The sequence below is a fragment of the Dorea ammoniilytica genome (genome assembly GCF_025567415.1).
Lineage (GTDB): Bacteria > Bacillota > Clostridia > Lachnospirales > Lachnospiraceae > Claveliimonas > Claveliimonas ammoniilytica.
The window spans coordinates 24,270-45,308 of the sequence record NZ_JAOQJV010000001.1; the positions used below are offsets into that span (position 1 = coordinate 24,270).

Sequence of the window (21,039 nt, forward strand, 5' to 3'; positions counted from 1 at the left end):
AAGATAGATTAGATCAAGGACAGAAGAGAAAGGAGTTTTTTATATGACAGATTATATTGTCAGAGCGACAGCGGCAGATGGACAGATCCGTGCATTTGCAGCTTATACAAAAGATGTAGTAGAGGAAGCGAGAAGGCGTCATAATACCAGTCCTACTGCGACGGTAGCATTGGGACAGTTGCTGACAGCTGGTACGATGATGGGAGCTATGATGAAGAATGATACCGATATTCTTACATTGCAGATTCGCTGCGACGGACCATTAGGAGGTCTTACCGTAACAGCTGATAATCAGGGTAATGTCAAAGGATATGCAGTTCATCCGGATGTGGATGTACCGGTAAAAAATGGACAGATCAATGTGGCTGATGCATTGGATCTTGGTGTGCTGAATGTTATCAAAGATATGGGACTGAAAGAGCCATACGTAGGACAGACTATTCTGGAGACCAGTGAGATCGCAAAGGATCTGACATATTATTACATGAATTCAGAGCAGGTTCCATCTTCCGTAGGACTTGGCGTGTTGATGAACAAAGATAACACAGTAAAATGTGCAGGTGGATTTATCATTCAGCTGATGCCATTTGCAGAAGATGCAACGATTGATAAGCTGGAAGAGAACCTGAAGAATGTAACATCTGTTACAGAGCTGCTGGATCATGGATGTACACCGGAAGGACTGTTGGAAGCACTTCTTGGCAATCTTGGAATTGAAGTTCTGGATACACTTCCGACACAGTTCCACTGCAACTGTTCAAAAGAGCGTGTGGAAAAGGCGGTTGCCAGTGTTGGACGTGAGGATCTCCAGGCAATGATCGATGATGGTGAAGATATTGAAGTGAAGTGCGATTTCTGTAACAGCACTTACAAATATACAGTGGATGAGCTGAAAGAGATTCTGAAAGAGAGCAACGAAGAAGAGTAAATTGAATAAGACTTGCATGAGAGATTGCTGCAAAAGCAATAGACAAGGAGAAAGGCATGAAACAGGGATTTGTAAAGGTTGCAGCAGTGACACCGGATATCCGTGTTGCTGATGTGGAGTTTAACAAGGAACAGATCTGCAGGAAAATGGATGAAGCGGCAGCGTCTGGAGCGAAGATTATCGTATTTCCGGAGCTCTGCGTGACAGGCTATACATGTAGTGATCTGTTTACACAGGATGTACTTTTGGATCATGCAAGAGAGGTTTTAACAGAGATTGCAGCGCATACCAGAGATATGGATGCGCTGGTATTTGTGGGCGCACCGCTGGCAGTAGATGGGGAACTGTATAATGTGGCTGCGGCTATGAATCATGGGAAGATTCTTGGACTGACAACGAAGACATTTTTGCCAAATTACGGGGAATTCTATGAGATGCGTCAGTTCAGAGAAGGACCGGAAAAGGCCAGAGAGATTGAATTTGATGGGGAAATGGTGCCGTTTGGACCAAATATCCTGTTTACTGCAAAGCAGATGGAACATCTGATTGTGGCAGCTGAGATCTGTGAAGATGTATGGTCGCCGGTGCCGCCAAGCATCGAAGCAGTACGAGAAGGTGCAACAGTGATCGTGAACTGTTCCGCCAGTGATGAGACAATCGGAAAGGCAACATATCGTGAAAGCCTGATTGAGGGTCAGTCAGCAAGACTGATCGCAGGATATATTTACTCCAATGCAGGAGAAGGGGAATCCACTACGGATCTGGTATTTGGCGGACACAATCTGATTGCGGAGAATGGCACAATTTTGGCGGAAAGCAAACGGTTTGAGAATGGAATCATCTATTCGGAGATTGATGTGAACCGTCTGATGAGCGAGCGGAGAAAGAATACGACATTTAAGACAGCAAAGGAACGTACGCTGACGCGTGTGCCGTTTGATATCGAGATTACAGAGACAGAGCTGACCCGTGTATTTCCGTCGCGTCCATTTGTGCCGAGTGAGAACAGAGAACGTGCAAAGCGTTGTGAAGAGATTTTGACCATTCAGGCAATGGGACTAAAAAAAAGACTGGAGCATACCCATGCAAAATGTGCAGTGGTTGGTATTTCCGGAGGACTGGATTCCACACTGGCTCTGCTTGTGACGGCGAAAGCATTTGATGCGCTTGGATTAGACAGAAAGCATATTATTTCTGTGACTATGCCATGTTTTGGAACCACAGACCGTACCTATAACAATGCGTGCAAGATGTCATTATCACTGGGCGCGGAGCTTCGTGAAGTACCGATTGCAGCAGCGGTTATGCAGCATTTCAAAGATATCGGTCATGATCCGGAAGATCACAGCGTGACTTATGAGAACAGTCAGGCGAGAGAGCGTACTCAGGTGATCATGGACATCGCCAATGCCAATGGCGGTATGGTCATCGGTACCGGAGATATGTCAGAGCTGGCACTTGGCTGGGCAACTTATAATGGCGATCATATGTCGATGTATGGTGTAAACGCATCGGTGCCAAAGACACTGGTACGCCATCTGGTGCAGTATTATGCGGATACGACAGATGATAAGGAACTGCAGGAAGTTCTTTACGATGTGTTAGACACACCGGTAAGCCCGGAACTATTGCCGCCAAAAGATGGCAAGATCGCACAGAAGACGGAAGACCTTGTAGGACCATACGAACTGCATGACTTCTTCCTGTATTATTTTCTGCGTTTTGGATATACACCGTCCAAAATCTATCGGATTGCAAAGTATTCATTCGCAGGAGAATACGATGACGAGACCATATATAAATGGCTCAGAACCTTCTGCTGGCGATTCTTTGCGCAACAGTTTAAGCGTTCCTGTCTGCCGGATGGACCGAAGGTCGGAACCGTAGCACTGTCTCCGAGAGGAGACTGGCGTATGCCGAGTGACGCATGCGTGGCAAGCTGGATGCGGGATCTGGAGCAGGTTGCTAGATAATCTTTGGTTTAAATATGTCTATTCAGGTTGCTTTTTTTTGAGTAAATTGAGTATGATATAATCAAGAACAGAAATGTTCTCGATGTAAGAGCATCGTTAAAAGTTGGGCTGCAGATGGAGCAGGATAAATATCCATCTCGTTAGATGTCTTAACTGGACATCGAGCCTGGCAACTTGGATAAAGCTGTAGTCCACGTGGGGGACTTAATGATTTCTACGTCGTTAATGGTATCTTAACTGGATACCGAGGCTGACAACCAGCAGAAAACTCTTTAATTAAAAATCTTGGAGGAGTGTGGTTAAGCATCACACTCCTCTTTGTACATATGAGGTGTAAATGGCGACCAAGACAGATAAGAAAAATAGAATACGTCAAGGAATTATAGAATCGGCAGCAGTATACAGTCAGAATCTGGCTGGTAAGGTGTTTTTGTATGTATATGGTAATGAGTATTTTGAGGTGTTATTAGTAAATTTTTCTTGCCGATGTCTTTGAGGGTGAGAGATTCATCTGTTGAAAAAAGTAATGATGGTGAAGTGGTGGATTTTATCTTTTCCAAAGATGCGTGTAAATCTAAATATGATAGCTTGTTGGTTGAAGATAAAAATAAAATGATACCAGATTGCGTGATACCTTTGATAAGTGATAAGTTTTGTGTCGATGTCAATGAATAACTACATAAAAAGGTGAAAATGCGTGAAATTTGGAGATAAAATTAGTCATCAGATTTCACGCTTTTTGCGATATGCGGATAAATATGGTATACTCATTACCATAAATACATTCAATCTTATGGACAAATTTACGGAGGGGAATAAGATGGCTGTGGAAGAAAATAGTAAAGATCTGATTAGCGTATTATGGAGCGGAGCGGATATCCTTCGCTCGAAAATGGATGCAAATGAATATAAAGATTATTTGCTGGGAATCGTGTTTTACAAGTATCTGTCGGATTCATTTTTGATAAAAGTGTATGATATGATCTGTGATGATAAGCCGGAGACATTGCAGGATGCATTGAACACGTATATAGAAGAATTAAAAGGGGAAGATGCGGAAGAATTAGTGGCTGAGATGAAAAGAGAATGCCATTATGTTATTGAACCAGAGTTGACGTATACCCGTTTTGCTGATGATGCGAGGAATAATGTATTCAGTCGTGAACAGTTACAAAAAGCGTTTAATAATATTGAGCAGAGTGATCCACTTTTTGCAGACTTGTTTACGGATATTGACCTATATTCAAATCGTCTGGGAACGGGAGATCAGAAACAGAGCGATACAGTTGCGAGTCTGATTCGGGAAATTGATAAAGCAGATTTGTTGAATTCTGATTCAGATGTGCTTGGAAATGCATATGAATATTTGATTGGACAGTTCGCTTCTGAGACGGGAAAGAAAGCAGGAGAATTCTATACACCACAGGCTGTATCTAAGATTTTGACGAAAATTGCAATTGCTGGACAGGAGACAAAGAAGGGATTGTCAGTGTATGATCCATGTATGGGTTCAGGTTCATTGTTGTTGAATGCAAAGAGATATTCGAAAGAACCAGGTTATATCAGATATTATGGTCAGGAACTTATGACTTCTACGTATAATCTTGCAAGAATGAATATGTTCCTGCATGGGATTGTGCCTGAGAATCAGAAACTCCGCAATGGTGATACGCTGGATGGAGACTGGCCGACAGGAGAAGAGACCGATTTCAACATGGTACTTATGAATCCTCCATACTCTGCAAAATGGAGCGCGGCAGCAGGATTTTTACAGGACGAAAGATTCAGCGATTACGGTGTGCTGGCTCCAAAATCTAAAGCAGACTATGCATTTCTGCTTCATGGATTATATCATCTGAAGAGTAAAGGTACTATGGCAATTGTATTACCGCATGGCGTGTTATTCCGAGGCGCAGCGGAAGGAAAGATAAGAGAGAAATTACTGCGTTCAGGAAATATCTATGCAGTTATCGGTCTGCCGGCGAATCTGTTTTATAATACATCTATTCCAACGTGTATTATCGTATTGAAGAAGCATAGAGACGGGAGAGATGTATTATTCATTGATGCTTCTAAGAAATTTGAAAAAGGAAAGAAACAGAATACGATGACGGATGAACATATCGATTCAGTTATCAATCTTTACATGAAGCGAGAAACGGTAGATAAGGAGTCATATCTTGCCGAGTTTGAAGACATAGAAAAGAATGACTTTAATCTTAATATTCCAAGATATGTAGATACCTTTGAAAAAGAAGAAGAGGTGGATCTGAATACACTCTTGGCAGATATGAAAAAGACGGAAGAAGAAATCGAAAAGGTACAGAGTGAGTTTATAGACATGCTGAAAGAATTGACTTCCACAGATAAGGATGTTATGGCATCACTAAACAGCTTAATTGAAATGATTGAGGGGTGATGAAAATGAATAGTCCAAAGATTAGGTTTAAAGGGTATACAGAAGATTGGGAACAGCGTAAGTTGGGAGAAATCATAACTGAATATAAAGAGACTGTTGATTCGGAGTGTACATTGCCAATTCTTACTTCATCTAAAACAGAAGGTGTAATATTGCAAGAAGAGCATTTTGGAAGAAAGCAACAACATGATATTACGGGGTACAATATACTACCAAGAAATTACTGTACTTATCGAAACAGAAGTGACGGAGTAGATTTTACGTTTAATATCAACAAATGCTGTGATAAAGGGATTATTAGTAAATTTTATCCTGTTTTTAGTGGCAAGAATAGTGATGTTTTCTTCCTCTCGCTAGTATTGAATAATAGCGATGGAGTTGTACGTGAAATAGCGTATACATGTACAGGAACGGGACAGAAGGTTCTCTCATTTCTTGATTTGCAAAAGATGAAGGTTAGGGTACCAAGTTATGATGAGCAAAAAGAAATTGCAGCATATTTTGAAAATCTCGACCACCTCATCACTCTTCACCAGCGAAAGTGCGAACAGACAAAAACATTGAAAAAATATATGCTTCAAAAAATGTTTCCACAAGAAGGTCAAAAAGTTCCAGAAATTCGATTTGAAGGATTTACTGGCGATTGGGAACAGCGTAAGTTGGGGGAACTTGGGACAGTCCAGACATGCAAACGAATTTTTAAAGAACAAACATCGGAAAAGGGGGACATTCCTTTTTTTAAGAATGGAACTATTGGATTAGAACCTGATTCATATATCTCGAGAGAAATGTATGAAGAATTTCGTAGATTATATCCTTATCCAGAAGTAGGAGATACACTGATTTCAGTAGTTGGAAGCATTGGAAGAACTGCTGAATATACAGGGAAAGATGAGTATTTTCAGGATTCAAATGTTGTATGGCTTAAGACAGATGGAAGCATTAATAAAAAGTTTCTCAAGATATCTTATCAAGTAATAAAGTGGTTGATAGAAGGGTCTACAGTCAAGCATTTATATAATGATAATATATTGCGAAGTGAGATTGTTATGCCGGTTTCGCAGATTGAACAAGCAAAAATAGCAGAGTTTTTTGAAGAACTTGATCACCTCATCACTCTTCACCAGCGAGAGTATGAAAAATTGCAGGAACTTAAAAAATTTATGTTACAGAATATGTTTGTGTAGAGAAAATTACAAATTCATAGATAAAAATTGAATGGAAGAAAAATGCTTAAAAAAAACTGATTATACATGGTTGGAAAGGGTGACTTACGATGAAGTTTATCGATGCGATATTTTTGAAATGAATTATGTAAAAAAGGCTTGAAGTCGTGAGATGTATGGAGGAACAGATATGAGTAATAAGCTGGAACTATATCACGGAAGTGGACAGATAGTTGAGTTCCCAGAAATAAGAAAAACACGATATACTAAAGATTTCTCATGGGGATTTTATTGTACAAATAGTTATCAACAGGCACATCGTTGGGCAGAACGTAAACATGAAAATGGAATTGTTAATGTATATTCTTATACGGAAAATAATCAGCTGAATATTAAAAAGTTCGAAAAAATGACTAATGAATGGCTAGATTTTATAGCTGAATGTCGTGCGGGAAAAGTTCACGCGTATGACATCGTGGAAGGACCGATGGCTGATGATACGATTTGGAATTTTGTAAATGATTATTTAAACAAAAATATTAGCAGAGAGGTTTTCTGGGAATATGCGAAATTTAAACATCCATCGCATCAGATCAGTTTTCATAGTATCAGAGCTTTGGAATGTCTGAAATATGAAAGGAGTGAGGTTATTAATGACAGTACAGTGGAATAAAGATGATTTGTTTTATGTGTGCTCTATGATTGAGTTTGTGGCCAGGGAAACCCATAACAAATGTAAGGATGTAGTATCAAAATTATCGGATAAAGCATTGAAACATCAGTTGAAAGCAGCGGGTGTAAACCACTGCCTTTCGTTTGAACAGGTATGTGACGAGTGGATCGAAGAATATGGAATAGCAGATGGAACATTTGATAATATCACGACATGCAAATATGAAGTGCCAAGCGTAACTTCTATAGGACGAGTATATCAAACGCTGATAGTAGATGTAATGGGATTGTACGAAAACATTATTGAAGCAATCAAAAAAGTGTACAGTTCATTTATTAGTGATGAAATATCAAATTTTAATTCAAGTGTATATTATAGCAATCCAGATTATATAAGATGTTCTTATGAAGCGGGGATGTTATTAGATTAGAAAGTATCACTTTTTTACAGCGTAAGTGTAAAGTGAGGGTGAAATTTAATCGAAATACTTGGGAACAGCGTAAGTTGGGGGAATTGGTAGGCATTTATGATGGAGTTCACCAAACTCCTGACTATCAAGACTCTGGGATAATGTTTTTATCAGTAGAAAATATTGCAACACTTAAATCAGAAAAATATATATCTGAAGAAGCCTTTGAAAGAGACTATAAAGTATATCCTGAAAAAGATGATATTCTGATGACTAGGATTGGAGATGTTGGTACTACGAATGTGGTAGAAACAGCAGAAAAAGTGGCATTTTATGTGAGTTTGGCTTTGCTCAAACCAAACGGAATTGATTCATATTTCTTAAGTAATGCAATGAAAACTAATGCTTTTCAGAAAGGTTTAAGAGAACGTACATTAGTAACTGCGATACCACAGAAAATCAATAAGGATGAGATTGGTAAGATTGATATTTTCATTACCAATAATGACGAAGAACAAAAGAAAATCGGAGCCTATTTTTCCAACCTCGACCACCTCATCACTCTTCACCAGTGTAAGTGAGCATGGTTGACAGAAGAGAACTAAAACGCTTGGGAACAGCGTAAGTTGGATGATGTAACTGTTAAAATTGGTAGTGGAAAGACCCCTTCGGGAGGGGAAAATGCTTATGTTGATGCAGGAATTCCACTTATCAGATCGCAGAATGTGAATGATAATAAAGTCGATTTTGAGGATATAGTTTACATTGATGAATCAACAGATAAACTGATGATGAACTCTCGTGTTTTTGCTAATGATGTTTTGCTGAATATAACAGGGGCTTCAATTGGAAGAAGTGCGGTATATAAAGGTCTAGATGAAGCAAATGTTAATCAGCATGTATGCATTATTAGGCCAATCGAAGGATATCATCCGGATTTTATACAATTGAATTTAGCTTCGGATAGGGGGCAGAAACAAATAAAGTCGAGTCAAGCTGGTGGAGGAAGAGAAGGACTTAATTTTCAACAAATAGGTAAGATGGAGTTCGTTTTTCCAACTTTAGATGAACAAAAGCAAATAGGAAATTATTTTAATAACATTGATCACCTCATCACTCTTCACCAGCGTAGACACCTCTATATGAAATATACATCTAAATGTATGATAAATATAACAATAATAGTAAAGGAGACTACACTATGCCAGAATTAGAGTCTATGATAGAGAACAAATTAATTGAACAGTTGGTTTATGGGGATTCTCAATGGACATATAGGAAAGATCTGAAGACGGAAGCCGATCTATGGGCGAATTTCAGATATATCCTTGAGCAGAATAACAAGGACAGGCTGAATGGAAAAGCATTGTCTGATTCTGAGTTTGAACAGGTGAAGAACCAACTGCAGTTTTCATCATTCTATAAGGCTGGCGAATGGTTAGTCGGTGAGAATGGAAAAGTGCAGGTTCATGTTCAAAGAGACACGGAGCGTCTGCATCTGCTGGTGATGAATCATGAGCATATTGCTGGTGGCAGCAGTGTATATGAAGTAATTAATCAGTATAGTGCATTGAAAACGGATGATGAGAATGTTCCGACAAGAGACAGACGATTTGATGTGACTTTGATGATTAATGGACTTCCGCTGATTCATATAGAATTAAAAAATAAACAGCATTCATATATGGACGGATTCAGACAGATTAAGAAATATATAGGTGAGAGTAAATTTACAGGAATATTCTCGACGGTTCAGATGTTTGTTATTAGCAATGGCGTGAACACTAAATATTTTTCGGCAGCCAGTGATACGGAGCTGAATGAAAAGTTTGTCAGTGGATGGCTTGACAAAGAGAATAATCCGGTACCGGATTTGTTTGAGTTCACAAAATGTGTTCTGCGTATTCCAGAGGCTCATGAGATGATAGCGCGTTATACGGTGCTGGATGAAGATGCGAAAAGATTGATTTTGCTCCGCCCATATCAGATACATGCGATTGAGGCTATCAGAGAGGCATCCAAGACAGGAAAATCCGGTTATGTATGGCATACTACTGGTTCTGGCAAGACGCTGACTTCATATAAAGCAACACGAAATCTTCTGATGGATATTCCATCTATTGATAAAACGATTTTTTTGATTGACCGAAAAGATCTGGATACACAGACTACAATGGCATTTCAGGCATATGCAAATAATGATCTGATCGATGTAGATGAAACAGATAATGTAAATGATTTGAAGAAAAAGCTGCAATCAGAATCCAGACAAGTGATCGTTACTACAATTCAAAAATTACAACGTTTGATTACGAAACGCCTGGAAGAGGGAACTCCAGAGTACAATAAGATTAAAAATCTTAAAATAGCATTTGTAGTGGATGAATGTCATAGAGCAGTAACACCAGGTACGAAAAGAGAATTGGAACGTTTCTTTAGCAGATCTCTGTGGTATGGGTTCACTGGAACACCAAGATTTGCGGAAAATCCATATCCACAGATGGGTGATCTTCCGCGTACGACGGAAGAATTGTATGGAGAACGTTTGCACAAATATACGATTCAAAATGCAATACATGATAATGCAGTGCTGGGATTTCAAGTGGAGCATAATGGACCTAAAAATATATCCGATGAAACAGACAGCAACAGTTATGATAACGAAACACATATGTTAAAAGTGCTGGATATTATTCTGAACAAATCTTATCACAAATTAGGTTTTCAAAATGGGAAAGGTCAGACTTATGAAGGTCTTCTTACCACGAGCTCTATTCAACAGGCTCAGAAATATTATGAACTGCTCAGCAGGGTAAAGAATGGAGAAACGACACTTCAGATTGATGAAAAGATAAAGCAGGTTCTTCCAGATTTCCCTAAATTTGCGATTACATATTCTGTGTCTGAAAATGCAGATGGTTCACAGGTTAATCAGGAAAAAATGCAGCAATCTATTGCTGACTATAACCAGATGTTTGGAACAAAATATGAGTTATCTCAGATTCAAGGATATAATGGCAATTTGAATAAACGTCTTGCGAGAAAAGATGCAAAATATAAGAGCAGAAATGAACAGCTGGATTTGGTAATTGTGGTAGACCGACTGCTCACAGGATTTGACGCTCCATGTATGTCTACAATTTTTATTGACAGACAACCAATGGGACCGCATGATCTGATACAGGCATTTTCAAGAACGAATCGGATTTTTGATAAGAATAAAGTGTATGGGCAGATTGTTACATTTCAGGCTCCGGTTCTTTTTAAAGAATGCGTTGATAATGCAGTGAAGCTGTATTCTGCCGGTGGAACCAAAGAGGCACTGGTGGCAGAGTGGGAAGAAGTTGAACCGGCATTTAGAAAAGCACTTTCTGCACTTCGGGTTTCGGCATCATCACCAGCTGATATTCCGAGTATGTCATTAAAAGAAAAAGAAGTTTTTGCTAAAATATTCCAGAATTTTGATAGATTATTTGCACAGCTAAAATCATTTACTAATTATAATGATGATATGCTGGATGAGTATGGGATTACAGAAGAGGAATATGTTGATTATGCTGGACATTATCAAAATGTGATGGAAGAGCTGAAAGCAAATCGACCGGGAGGTGGCGGAGAAGGTTCGGATATACCGGAAGCGGATCCAGATTATGAATTGATGGCTTACAGCAATACAAAAATTGATTATGAGTATATTATTAATCTGATTCAGAATATTGTGACACCAAGCAGTGATGCAGATAATGTGACACCAGAAGAACGACAGAAAAAGATTGATGAAGTGAAGCAGTATGTTGAGGAACTTCGTAAAGAAAATCCGAAGATTGCAGAGATCATGTCTAATTTGATTTATGAAATCGAACTGGATGAAGAGAAGTATAGAGGACAGTCAATCTTAAATATTGTTGAGAATATGAAAGAGGAGTGTATTGAAAAAGTTATTGCGGAGTTCTGCTTGGAATGGTATGCAGCAAAAGAAGATGTGATGTATGCAGCAATGCATTATCGAAATGGTGAAATTCCAAACGAAAGCGCTATTAAAGCGACTGTGGATTATACGAGTTATAAGAAAAATCAGGAAAATGCGGTACCTAAATTCAAATATTATGCGCGATTAATGTCAGAATTAAAAAAGACACTGGATGAAGAAATAAAACCGCTGGTTAATCATTAATCGGTTGTGTATTGGGGGATTTTTAGTGCTTATATCAGCGTAGGTGATTTCTGAAATGGAGGTACTTATGCTAAATGATATAAATCAATCTTCGTTGTTTTGCGATTATTATAAACAATGGGTGGAAGTATACAAAAAGGGTGCAATACGAGATGCTACGATGTCGAAATATCTGATGACTCATAAATGGGTGGAAAGGCTTGCACCACAATTGCGGGTTTCGGAATTGACACGTACAGCATATCAACAGTTGTTGAATGATTATGCATCAGAACATGAAAGACAGACAACATTGGATTTTCATCATCAGCTTAAAGGCGCGATTCTCGATGCGGTAGATGAAGGCTATATTGAAAGAGATCCTACGAGAAAAGCTATTATAAAAGGGAAGACACCGCGTGCAAAGAAAATTAAATATCTGAATCAGTTTGAACTTCATACATTGATTGCAGATCTTGACTTGGGAGAAGAGGCTAATTGGGACTGGTTCATCCTGCTTGTTGCCAAGACTGGAATGAGATTTTCGGAAGCATTAGCGATTACGCCTGCGGACTTTAATTTTGCAAGACAGACATTGTCTATCAGTAAGACCTGGGATTATAAAGGAGATGGAGGATTTCTTCCGACAAAAAACAGTTCATCGGTCAGAAAAATACAAATTGACTGGCAGATAGTCGTTAAATTTGCTGAATTGATAAAAGGACTTCCGGAAAATGAGCCGATTTTTGTCAGTGGTTCAAAAATATATAATTCCACAGTGAATAGCGTTCTTACGAGGCATTGCAAGGCATGCGGCATATCTGAAATTTCTATACATGGACTGCGTCATACGCACGCATCGCTGCTACTATTTGCGGGAGTATCTATTGCAAGTGTTGCACGCAGATTAGGACATGCCAGTATGACTACAACACAAAAGACATATCTGCATATTATACAAGAACTAGAAAATAAAGATGTGGATCTGGTAATGAGAACTTTGTCAGGATTATAAAAATATTTTTATCAGAGATGCTTACGCTGATGTTATAACAGTAAAAAAAGACGATATCATTGTAAAATGAAATATGAGGTGTTCATGAGAGTGACTGATGATGGAAGATATATCCATGGCATTGTCTACACGAGAGATGAGTTGGAAATAAAAATATCAGTGTTTGTAGATCGAAAATAAAAGTAAAGGACAGAGCTCTGAAAATCTCTCTCAGGTTCTGTCCTTAATCATTAATGACATGTTTTATATGCACAAAAATTGAAACAGTCTTACAGCTTGATATTCTTGAACAGTGATCCAAGGCTTGTTCCAATCTCTTCTGCTTTCGGGATCTCTACCTTTTCTACAATCTCTTCTTCCTCCGGTTTTTCTTCCAGTGCTTTCATGCTGAGACTGATCTTGCCATCTTTGACGCCGATGACTTTAACCTGAACCTCGTCACCTTTCTTCAGCACGTCGCCGACAGATTTGACGCGTTTGCTGCTGATCTGGGAGATGTGTACCAGACCGGACAGACCATTTTCCAGACGGATGAATGCACCGTAGTTCTGAATGCTTTCTACGACACCTGACAAAACGCTTCCTGCCTGAATAGCAGCAATCTGCGCTTCACGCTCTTTCTGTTCTTCTTCCTTCAGAATCTCGCGGGCTGAGAGTACCAGACGGTTCTCTGCTTCATTTACGTCAATAACGATGACATCTAATTCTTTCAGAAGATAATCTTCCAGATTCTCAATGTAAGAGAGGGACATTCTGGAAGCAGGGATGAATCCGCGCAGCCCTTCGACCATGGCAATTGCACCGCCATTTACAATACCTTCGATCTTAATATGAAGGCGGGTCTTGTTGTCCATATAACCTTTGACTACGTTCCATGGATTGGCATCGTCAAAGTGTGCTTCATAGTCAGCCATACTTTCGGCCTGTGTTGCTTCGTTCTGCATAATTTCTTCGCTCATAATGTTCTGTCCTTTCCTCACTGCGTAGCAGCTTTCTCAATCAATTAGTAATATTATATCATAGAGATAACTACAGTTCAAAAGAAAATACGAAGATATGTGAAAATGCGGTTGACGAAAGCTAAAAAAAATGGCAATCTAGATAATAGAGGAATATATTCCAGGGAGATGTATGTATGAATAACAAAACAAAACAAACATATGTAATTGGACATAAGAATCCGGACACAGATTCTATATGTTCAGCAATTGCTTATGCACATCTGAAGAAAGAGATTACCGGAGAGAGGTATTCTGCCAGAAGAGCAGGACAGATTAATGAGGAGACACAGTATGTACTGAAGCGTTTTCAGATGCGGGCACCTAAGCTTTTACCAGACGTTAAGCTACAGTTGCAGGATGCAGAGATCAATAAGATTGAGGGTTGTGGACCGAATGTATCAATTAAGCGTGCATGGGAACTGCTGAAGAAGCAGAAGATGAAGACACTGCCGATTTTAGAGAACGATGAGCTGCTTGGTATTATCACAGCAGGAGATATCGCAAGCTCTTATATGGATATTTATGATAATACGATCCTGGCAGGGGCTAAGACACAGTATAGTAATATCATTGACACCTTGGACGGAACACTGATCACGGGAGATCCGGAAAAGTATTTTACAAAAGGTAAGGTATCCATCGGAGCTTCCAGTCCGGATCTGATGACAGAATTTATCGCACCGGACGATTTGGTAATCTTGGGGAACCGTTACGAATCACATTCCTGTGCGATTGATATTAATGTCAATTGTATCATCGTGTGCCAGAATGCAGTGGTATCAGAGGTATTGGTACGGAGAGCAGAGTCACAGGGAATTGTGATCATCCAGACACCGTATGACACATTCAATGTAGCGAGATTGATCAATCAGAGTATTCCGGTGAAGCATTTTATGACACCGAAGGATCAACTGTGTAAGTTCTACATAGATGATTATATTGATGATATTCGTGAAGTAATCACGAAGCGTACATTCCGAGAGTTCCCAATTCTGAATAAGCAGGGCAAGCTGCAAGGATTCGTATCCAGACGTCGTGTCATGAATGTAAGTAAGAAGCAGGTGATCCTCGTAGATCATAATGAGAGATCGCAGGCAGTAGATGGACTGGAAGAAGCAGAGATTATGGAGATCATCGATCACCACAGATTGGGGAATATTGAGACTGCAGGTCCAGTATATTTCCGGAATCAGCCAGTAGGATGCACGGCTACGATTGTTTATCAGATGTATCAGGAGCATGGAGTAGAGATTACACCACAGTATGCAGGTATTCTGTGTTCGGCGATTATTTCTGATACATTGATGTTCCGTTCTCCGACTTGTACAGCAATCGATATCTCTACCGCAGAGCATCTGGCTCAGATCGCAGATGTTAATATGGAAGAACTGTCGGCAGCGATGTTTAAGGCAGGAAGCAATCTGGAAGGAAAGACTCCGAAAGAACTCTTCTACAGAGATTTCAAACAGTTCCGTGTAGGAGATATGCAGTTTGGCGTTGGTCAGATTAATTCTATGGATGCAGAAGAGATTAAGAAGATGAAGGAGATGCTGAAGGATTATCTGCAGAAAGCATTGAGAGACAATCGTGTAGATATGATATTCTTTATGCTGACTAATATTATGACAGAATCTTCTGAGATTCTGTGCTGTGGACAGAATGCAAAGCAGATAGTGATCGAAGCTTTTGACCTTCCGGAGGATTCAGAAGAGATCATACTTAAGAAAGTGGTGTCCAGAAAGAAGCAGGTCGTACCGCTTTTGATGTCTACATTGCAGCATTAAGACAACATTGGGAGAGCAGGATGACGAAAGAAACATGGAAAGCAGGTAACATGATTTACCCTTTGCCGGCCGTTATGGTTAGTGCGGCAGACAAAGAAGGCAATCAGAATATTATTACGATAGCATGGACCGGAACTGTGTGCACGAATCCGGCGATGTTATATATTTCCGTCAGACCGGAACGATACACCTATCATATGATCAAAGAGACGGGTGAATTTGTGGTGAACCTTACGACGAAGGATCTGGTCTATGCGACAGACTGGTGCGGCGTGAAGTCCGGCAGGGATGTAGATAAGTGGAAAGAGATGAAACTGACACCGGAGAAAGCAGAGAAGCTTGCATATGCACCGATGATTAAGGAGAGTCCGGTGAATATCGAGTGTAAGGTGACAGAGATCAAAGAACTTGGAAGTCATCATATGTTTCTGGCGGAAGTGCAGGCAGTGCATGTGGATCAGGCATATATGACAGAGACTGGCAAGTTTGAACTGAATAAGACAGGACTGGTTGCATATTCTCATGGTACTTATCTGGAGACCGGGAAACCAATCGGCACATTTGGTTACAGCGTGCATAAAAATAAAAAGAATACTAAGAATAAAAAGAAGAAAAAATAATAAAAGACGTTTGCGTGACTATCGTTCATGCAAACGTCTTTTTATCTTGTATTATCAGTTCTCTAAAGGCTTTACTTTTATTCGGTAGATTCGCTTTAACAGCAGTGCAGACAGGATTACGGAAACGATCTCTGCAATCGGGATAGCCCACCATACCATATGTAATCCGAACAGCTTGGCAAAGATAAATGCGACCGGAAGGATGACGAATAACTGTCTGGCAGCAGATACGAGCAAGCTGTAGACGCCATTTCCCAGTGCCTGGAATACAGATCCGGCTACAATACAGAATCCAGCGAAGAGGAAACTGAGCGAAATAATCCGCAGTGCCGGTTCTCCGATGGACAGCATATGTTCGGAAGCATTGAACAGCGCTTTCATCAGGAAGCCTGGAATGGTCTGGAAGATGATCAGACCGATTATCATGATCCCAATCGCGATCAGGATACTCATGCGGATTGTGTCGGTAATACGTTTTTTATGTCCGGCACCGTAATTGTATGCGATGATCGGGATCATTCCATTGTTCATACCGAATACCGGCATGAAGATAAAGCTCTGCAGTTTGAAATATACACCATATACGGTTGCGGCAGTAGAAGAGAACATCAGCAGGATCTTATTCATACCAAATGTGGTGATAGATCCGATCGACTGCATGATGATTGATGGTACGCCGACGCGGTAAATGGCTGATATGGTCTGCTTACAAGGACGGAAGCTTCTCATGTTAATGCTGATTTCACGGTTCTTCTTTATATTGAAGTAGAAAGAGAGAAGAACAGCGATGACCTGACCGATTACAGTGGCAATTGCAGCTCCGGCAACTTCCAGTCTGGGCAGACCGAACAGTCCGAAGATCAGAATTGGATCCAGAATAATATTAATGATCGCGCCGAGTCCCTGAGTGATCATGTTGTAAATGGTCTTGCCTGTGGACTGCAGCAGTCTCTCAAATGTAATCTGCATGAAGATACCGACAGACATGACGCAGATGATTGTCATGTACTGTGTACCGTATTTGACGATCAGCGGGTCACTGGTCTGCGCTGAGAAGAATGCATGCGAACAGGTAATGCCGATCACAGCGAATACGATACAGCTTATGATGCCGAGAAAGATACCGTTGCGGGCAGCGCGGTTGGCGCCCTTGAAATTCTTCTCGCCTAAGTTCCTTGACAGCAATGCATTGATACCGACTCCGGTTCCGGATGCCACTGAGATCATCAAGGTCTGGATTGGAAATGCCAGTGATACAGCTGTAAGAGCTTCTTCACATAGCTTGGCAACGAACATGCTGTCTACAATGTTATACAGAGCCTGCACGAGCATGGAGATCATCATCGGCAGGGACATAGAAATAAGTAGTTTGGGAATAGGCATGATGCCCATTTTGTTTTCTGTTTGTACTGTTTGACTCACGAGTACTCTTCCTTTCTTAACTATAAAAATATGTGAATATTTTACCGGGGTTATCCGGTCTGTAACAAAGCATACAGCGGCAATTATAACATTTTCATATATATAATGCAATGTGCAACATACCCTATTTAGCATTTTCATATGATAAATAAGGAAAATGTGTGAGGTATGGAATGGATTATGAGAATGAATGGAAAAAAAGATGGTGTACTGATGGCGTGTTACGCCTGTTTACTGGTGATTGGCGGATTATTAACATGGTTGAAATATGACTATAATACAGTAAAAATGGAGGATGTGCGAGAAGCATGTGGCTATGTCAGCGCATCAGCGACGCCTGTTGAAGCACCAAAGATTGCGCTTACATTTGACGATGGTCCAAGCGCTGTGTGGACACCGGCTCTGTTGGATGGGCTGAAAGAGAGGGGCGTGAAGGCAACCTTCTTTTTAATAGGAGAAAATGCAGATAAAAATCCGGAGATCGTGAAACGCATGGCCGAGGAGGGACATCTGATCGGCAATCATACCTATCATCATGTGGAACTCATAAAGGTATCGGAAAATGAAGCACGGTTGGAACTTGCAGATACCAGTGCTGTGATTGTCAGGATTACAGGAAAAGAGCCGGAGTATATGCGTCCGCCGTTTGGCACATGGCAGCGAAAACTAGAACAGGATATCCAGATGCTTCCTGTGCTTTGGACCATTGATCCACTGGACTGGACGACGGAGAATCAAGATGAGATCGTAAATAAAGTAGTGACGGAGGCAGAAGAAAATGATATTATTCTATTGCATGACTGTTATAAAAGTTCGGTAGAAGCCGGCCTCCGGATTGTAGATATTCTTCAGGAGGAAGGCTTTGTGTTTGTAACGGTAGATGAATTACTATTGAACTGATGAAATGAAAATGTTAAGAATACAAAAGAGAGTTGAAAGGACAGATCTAAGATGGATTTATTTGAATATGTAAGAGAAAAGAATCTGGAGAAGGAAGCACCGCTGGCGTCACGGCTTCGTCCTACGACGTTGGAAGAGGTGGTAGGACAGCAGCATATTATAGGAAAGGATAAGCTTTTATATCGAGCTATTAAGGCGGACAAGCTGAGCTCCATTATCTTCTATGGACCGCCGGGAACTGGTAAGACGACGCTTGCTAAAGTGATCGCACATACGACCAGCGCGGATTTTAAACAGATCAATGCTACAGTTGCAGGCAAAAAGGATATGGAGGATGTAATAAAGAAAGCGCAGGATCTGAAAGGAATGTATCAGAAGAAGACGATCCTTTTTGTAGATGAGATTCACCGCTTTAACAAAGGACAACAGGATTATCTGCTTCCGTTTGTGGAGGACGGTACGATCATACTGATCGGAGCAACGACTGAGAATCCGTATTTTGAGGTGAACAGTGCGTTGATTTCCAGATCCAGTATTTTTGAACTGAAACCGCTGAGTAAGGAAGATATTAAAAAGCTTTTGGAACGTGCGGTATATGATGTCGAAAAAGGTATGGGAAGCTACTGTGCAGTGATCGATGAAGAGGCACTTGATTTTCTGGCAGATGTGGCAGGCGGTGATGCGAGAAGTGCACTGAATGCGGTAGAGCTTGGCATCCTTACTACGGAACGGAGCACCGATGACAAGATCCATATTACGATCGATGTGGCTGCTGAATGTATCCAGAAACGAGTCATGAATTATGATAAAACCGGAGACAATCATTACGATACCATTTCCGCATTTATCAAAAGCATGCGTGGCTCGGATCCGGATGCGGCAGTTTATTATCTTGCTAAGATGCTTTATGCCGGCGAGGATATTAAGTTTATTGCCAGACGTATTATGATCTGCGCGGCAGAAGATGTGGGTAATGCAGATCCGATGGCGCTCACTGTGGCAGTCTCGGCATCACAGGCAATTGAGCGGATCGGTATGCCTGAGGCACAGATCATTCTGTCTCAGGCAGCAACTTACGTGGCAACTGCACCAAAGAGCAATTCTGCGGTTAATGCGATTTTTGAGGCAATGGATAATGTCAGGAAAATGAAGACCACAGTGCCGTCATATCTCCAGGACGCCCATTACGGCGGTGCAGCTAATATGGGACGAGGCATCGGTTATAAATACGCACATGATTATCCGAATCATTATGTGGAACAGCAATATCTTCCGGATGAGATCAAGGATGAGAGATTTTACCATCCAAGTGATAACGGACATGAGAAAGATATCAAAGAATGGATGAATTTTCTAAAAAATGTATAAACGGTGTTGACAAATGAAACACCTGGTGATAGATTAATAACTGTAAAGATTAGCACTCGAAAGAAGCGAGTGCTAATAAGCTGAAAGGAGGAAGCCAGATGCAGGCAAGAGAAGAGTTAAGCGAAAGAAAGCTTACGATATTGCATGCGATTATCCAGACATATCTGGAGACAGGTGAGCCGGTAGGTTCCAGAACGATTTCCAAGTATTCGGATCTGAATCTGAGCTCAGCGACCATTCGTAATGAGATGGCCGACCTGGAAGAACTGGGTTACATCCTGCAGCCACACACATCTGCCGGAAGGATTCCATCAGATAAAGGATACCGCTTATATGTGGATATGCTGATGGAAGAGAAAGAGCAGGAGCTCAATGATATGCAGGAGCAGATGCTTGAGAAAGCCGACAAGATGGATCAGTTATTGAGTCAGGCAGCAAAGGTTCTGGCGAATAACACGAATTATGCGACGATGGTTTCCACACCAGTGAATAATGCAAATAAGATTAAGTTCATTCAGTTATCCAACGTGGATGAAGAACAGTTGCTTGCAGTTATTGTGCTGGGAGGTAACGTGATCAAGAACAAGATCATTACCATGGATGAGCAGCTTAGTAATGAGAACCTGCTGAAGCTTAACATGCTTCTTAATACGAGTCTGAATGGCATGTCTATTGAAGAGATTAATCTTGGACTGATTGCCAGACTGAAGGAGCAGGCAGGTATTCACAGTGCAGTAGTCAGTGATGTGTTGGACGCAGTTGCAGATGCCATCCAGGTAGATGACGGTATGCATATTTATACCAGCGGCGCGACCAACATTTTCCGTTATCCGGAGTTATCCGATAAGCAGAGTGCGCAGGAGATCATCAGTGCTTTTGAAGAGAAGCAGCAGTTATCCGAACTGGTGACACAGACACTGGCACAGGAAGACAACACAGGTATTCAGGTATACATCGGTGATGAGACACCTGTACAGACCATGAAGGATTGCAGTGTTGTGACAGCTACATACGAGTTGGGAGAAGGAATGAAAGGTACGATTGGTATCATCGGACCAAAGCGTATGGATTATGAACATGTATTAAAATCGCTGAAGAAGCTACAGAGCGAACTGGATGCGATTTTCCATAAATCAGAATAGAAGAGAAAGGTGGTATACCATTGGAGAAAGAAAAAGATATTCATCATACAGAAAAGACTCAGGAAG

17 protein-coding genes are annotated in these 21,039 nt (G+C 40.7%); 15 read left to right on the forward strand and 2 right to left on the reverse strand.

Annotation, left to right across the window (positions count from 1 at the left end; all coding sequences use genetic code 11):
- Positions 1-43: 43 nt before the first annotated feature.
- From hslO to OCV65_RS00175, 10 genes are all read left to right on the forward strand, one after another.
- The gene (hslO, locus tag OCV65_RS00130) at positions 44-928 is read left to right on the forward strand and encodes an Hsp33 family molecular chaperone HslO (RefSeq protein WP_118383350.1); all 885 of its coding nucleotides are present in this window, start codon (positions 44-46) and stop codon (positions 926-928) included.
- Between the two features lie 56 nt (positions 929-984).
- Positions 985-2,901, forward strand: a complete 1,917-nt coding sequence (locus tag OCV65_RS00135; protein WP_262580479.1) for an NAD(+) synthase — start codon at positions 985-987, stop codon at positions 2,899-2,901.
- Between the two features lie 820 nt (positions 2,902-3,721).
- Entirely contained in the window at positions 3,722-5,320 is a 1,599-nt protein-coding gene (locus tag OCV65_RS00140) for a type I restriction-modification system subunit M (RefSeq protein ID WP_262580480.1), read from the forward strand.
- A gap of 5 nt (positions 5,321-5,325) precedes the next feature.
- A complete protein-coding gene (locus tag OCV65_RS00145) occupies positions 5,326-6,507 on the forward strand; it encodes a restriction endonuclease subunit S (RefSeq protein ID WP_262580481.1) in 1,182 nt (393 codons plus the stop codon).
- 169 nt (positions 6,508-6,676) lie between these two features.
- On the forward strand, positions 6,677-7,159 hold the full coding sequence (locus OCV65_RS00150; protein ID WP_262580482.1) for a DUF3990 domain-containing protein: 483 nt from the start codon (positions 6,677-6,679) through the stop codon (positions 7,157-7,159).
- On the forward strand, positions 7,140-7,589 hold the full coding sequence (locus OCV65_RS00155; protein ID WP_262580483.1) for a hypothetical protein: 450 nt from the start codon (positions 7,140-7,142) through the stop codon (positions 7,587-7,589). Before OCV65_RS00150 ends, OCV65_RS00155 begins: the two co-directional genes overlap by 20 nt.
- Positions 7,590-7,627: 38 nt before the next feature.
- Positions 7,628-8,149 (forward strand): restriction endonuclease subunit S, encoded by a 522-nt coding sequence (locus tag OCV65_RS00160; RefSeq protein ID WP_262580484.1) that lies wholly within the window; start codon positions 7,628-7,630, stop codon positions 8,147-8,149.
- A gap of 45 nt (positions 8,150-8,194) precedes the next feature.
- Positions 8,195-8,782, forward strand: a complete 588-nt coding sequence (locus tag OCV65_RS00165; RefSeq protein ID WP_262580485.1) for a restriction endonuclease subunit S — start codon at positions 8,195-8,197, stop codon at positions 8,780-8,782.
- Positions 8,770-11,742, forward strand: a complete 2,973-nt coding sequence (locus OCV65_RS00170) for a type I restriction endonuclease subunit R (RefSeq protein ID WP_262580486.1) — start codon at positions 8,770-8,772, stop codon at positions 11,740-11,742. Before OCV65_RS00165 ends, OCV65_RS00170 begins: the two co-directional genes overlap by 13 nt.
- A gap of 67 nt (positions 11,743-11,809) precedes the next feature.
- Entirely contained in the window at positions 11,810-12,736 is a 927-nt protein-coding gene (locus OCV65_RS00175) for a site-specific integrase (protein WP_262580487.1), read from the forward strand.
- A 269-nt stretch (positions 12,737-13,005) separates the two neighbouring features.
- Here the strand turns inward: OCV65_RS00175 and OCV65_RS00180 are convergent, their stop codons facing one another.
- Positions 13,006-13,695, reverse strand: coding sequence for a S1 RNA-binding domain-containing protein (locus OCV65_RS00180; protein ID WP_262580488.1), 690 nt, complete (start codon positions 13,693-13,695; stop codon positions 13,006-13,008).
- Positions 13,696-13,871: 176 nt separating this feature from the next.
- Between OCV65_RS00180 and OCV65_RS00185 the strand changes: the two genes are divergently transcribed.
- Both OCV65_RS00185 and OCV65_RS00190 read left to right on the forward strand, forming a co-directional pair.
- The gene (locus tag OCV65_RS00185; RefSeq protein ID WP_262580489.1) at positions 13,872-15,521 is read left to right on the forward strand and encodes a putative manganese-dependent inorganic diphosphatase; all 1,650 of its coding nucleotides are present in this window, start codon (positions 13,872-13,874) and stop codon (positions 15,519-15,521) included.
- Positions 15,522-15,541: 20 nt separating this feature from the next.
- Entirely contained in the window at positions 15,542-16,141 is a 600-nt protein-coding gene (locus OCV65_RS00190; protein ID WP_118384059.1) for a flavin reductase family protein, read from the forward strand.
- A gap of 54 nt (positions 16,142-16,195) precedes the next feature.
- Here OCV65_RS00190 and OCV65_RS00195 read toward each other — a convergent pair whose 3' ends face one another.
- Positions 16,196-17,563 carry an MATE family efflux transporter gene (locus OCV65_RS00195; RefSeq protein ID WP_262580490.1) on the reverse strand — a complete coding sequence of 456 codons (1,368 nt, stop codon included), beginning with the start codon at positions 17,561-17,563 and terminating at the stop codon, positions 16,196-16,198.
- A gap of 288 nt (positions 17,564-17,851) precedes the next feature.
- Here OCV65_RS00195 and OCV65_RS00200 point away from each other — a divergent pair, with 288 nt between their 5' ends.
- From OCV65_RS00200 to hrcA, 3 genes are all read left to right on the forward strand, one after another.
- Entirely contained in the window at positions 17,852-18,463 is a 612-nt protein-coding gene (locus tag OCV65_RS00200; RefSeq protein WP_262580766.1) for a polysaccharide deacetylase family protein, read from the forward strand.
- Positions 18,464-18,514: 51 nt separating this feature from the next.
- Positions 18,515-19,831: a replication-associated recombination protein A gene (locus OCV65_RS00205; protein WP_262580491.1), complete on the forward strand. Its 1,317-nt coding sequence runs from the start codon at positions 18,515-18,517 to the stop codon at positions 19,829-19,831.
- 98 nt (positions 19,832-19,929) lie between these two features.
- The gene (hrcA, locus tag OCV65_RS00210) at positions 19,930-20,973 is read left to right on the forward strand and encodes a heat-inducible transcriptional repressor HrcA (RefSeq protein ID WP_262580492.1); all 1,044 of its coding nucleotides are present in this window, start codon (positions 19,930-19,932) and stop codon (positions 20,971-20,973) included.
- The last annotated feature ends 66 nt before the right edge of the window (positions 20,974-21,039 follow it).